The following is a 2,126-nucleotide window of genomic DNA, read 5'->3' as shown; positions in this document are numbered from 1 at the left end:
AGCGCGCTTGTCCGCTTCACCCGCCGCGTCGGCGTCGGCGCAGCCGCCGTCAGCCTGGCGCTGATGAGGCTCGCCGCCAAACTCCACCCCGCTCCGGCCCCGCTCGCCGTCAACCGGCGGCATCCCGCAGGAACCGGTTCCGATCAGGCTTCGATCCGCGGGCCACTACGCCCAGCTCTTGTCGTGCGGCCCCATCCGCCGCCCCGCCGCTGCTGACGCAACCGCCCGGGGCCGGTCCCCCTCAGACATCACGCATTCGCATGGAGAGAAAGCTCCCGACCCGACAGCGGGTCGACGGGGCCAGGGAAAGTGTTGACCATGAAGAACCTCGCTGTTCGAGCATTCAAAAACCTTGTCCGGGCAATTGTTGGCTGTTCGGGTCCCTTGGTACCCAGTCCCTTCGCATCGACCTCTCCAATACCAGAGGCGAGACCATCCGGTCGGTCGGGACATACTAGGCGCGCTTCTATTCCCGGCGCCTTGTTCCCTCTCCTGCTTGTTCTCTCCTACCTTGCCGGCGGTGCCGATCGGACATTGGCCGCCAGTTTTGGCTCTTGCACGAGCGCGATGTTCCTGTCGCAATACCCTGCTGGCGGCACCCCCACGACGCTCTATCAGTTCGATACGTCGTCCAATCCCTTCACCTACGATGTCCTGGGTACGAGCAGCACCTCGTATTTGGGCTCCGGCTATAATGCTATCGCCTTCAACCCTGCCGACAACTATCTCTACTCGATCGTGTGGAATGGGACGCAGTTCCAGTTGTTGCGGATCTCTTCCGATGGCTCCGTACAACTTGCAGGCTTGGTGGCCGGCGGCGGCATCAATACTCAAGCGGGGACTATCGTTGTTGGAGAGATCGGTGCTGATGGCTACTATTACGTCCATTTTCAGGGCACGAACAGGGCGTTCCGTATCGATCTGACGACGGGAACGTCGACGCTGATTACGCTCAGCAAGTCTGTTAACCCCTCTGATTGGGCCTGGTACAACGGTTATCTGTGGGGCGTAGACTCTAACAACTGGAATTTAATTCGGGTTAGTCCCTCCACAGGACAGGTGACCACGATAGGCCCGACCGGCGTTTCCAACCCGGTAGCGTTCGGCGGCATGATGGGTGCGACCAACGGCATCTTCGGTGCGGAAAATGGCGGCGGATTCTACAGGTTCGATCCCTTGACGGGGGCGGCGACCCTCATCTCCGGTTCGCCTTCGGCTGCCGGCAACGACGGGGCAAAGTGCGTCAACACGCCGCTTCTCTTCCCGGCGGATCTCGCGGTCACCAAGACGGACGCTAGCGAGACCTATACGCCGGGCGGCACGGTAACCTACACGATCGTCGTCCGTAACGATGGGCCGTTCGGTGCGATGAACGCGCTGGTCAACGATCCCCTCCCGGCCGGCATCACCACGGCCAGCTGGACCTGCGGCAATCCGACCAATGGGGCTGTCTGCGGAGAGGCCAGCGGTTCGGGAGCGATCGTCGACCAGAAGGCGGATTTGCCTGCGGGCGCCACGCTGACCTACACGGCGACCATGACCGTTCCGGCCGATTTCAACGGCGAACTGGTCAATACCGCGCAGATTTCCAGTCCGAGCGACGTGCCGGACCCTGATAGCGGCAACAACACCGCGACCGACACGGACGACATTACCAGCATCACGCTGGTGAAGACGGTCACAAACGATAGTAGCGGCGGTACCTCTCAGGTTTCGGACTTCACCTTGGCGGCTTCCGGACCGACTCCGGTTTCGGGGGTCAGCGGCAGTGCATCTGTCACCAATGTGCCCGTCGAGGCAGGCACCTACACACTGAGCGAGACCGGCCCGGCTGGTTATACCGCGATCTATGATTGCACGATCAATGGCCAGGCCCCGGTGGTCGGAAATACGCTGACCCTGGCTGTCGGCGACGATGCGGCTTGCACGATCACGAATGACGACATTCCGCCGACGGTGACGATGGCGAAGAGCCTTCTGTCGGAGAGCGGTTCTCTCGCGGGTGTTGCCGAACCCGGCGAGACGCTGACCTATCAGATCACGCTTTCGAACACGGGAGGGCAGGCCAGTAATTTCGGTGTGACGGACGCCTTCGACGCCAACACGACCTTCGTGTCGGCCGACAA

2 protein-coding genes are annotated in these 2,126 nt (G+C 61.9%); both read left to right on the top strand.

The features are described from left to right. The coding region (locus tag NHF53_RS22825) for a hypothetical protein (protein ID WP_252836251.1) at positions 1–216 on the top strand (216 nt) is incomplete at its 5' end. A 318-nt stretch (positions 217–534) separates the two neighbouring features. Further along, positions 535–2,126, top strand: a 1,592-nt coding sequence (locus NHF53_RS22820) for a DUF11 domain-containing protein (RefSeq protein WP_252836250.1), incomplete at its 3' end; no start/stop codon positions are given.

It is taken from the genome of Ciceribacter sp. RN22 (genome assembly GCF_024054295.1).
Classification (GTDB): domain Bacteria; phylum Pseudomonadota; class Alphaproteobacteria; order Rhizobiales; family Rhizobiaceae; genus Allorhizobium; species Allorhizobium lividum.
The sequence above is the reverse complement of the archived record's forward strand: the minus strand, read 5'-3'. Positions and strand labels throughout refer to the sequence as shown.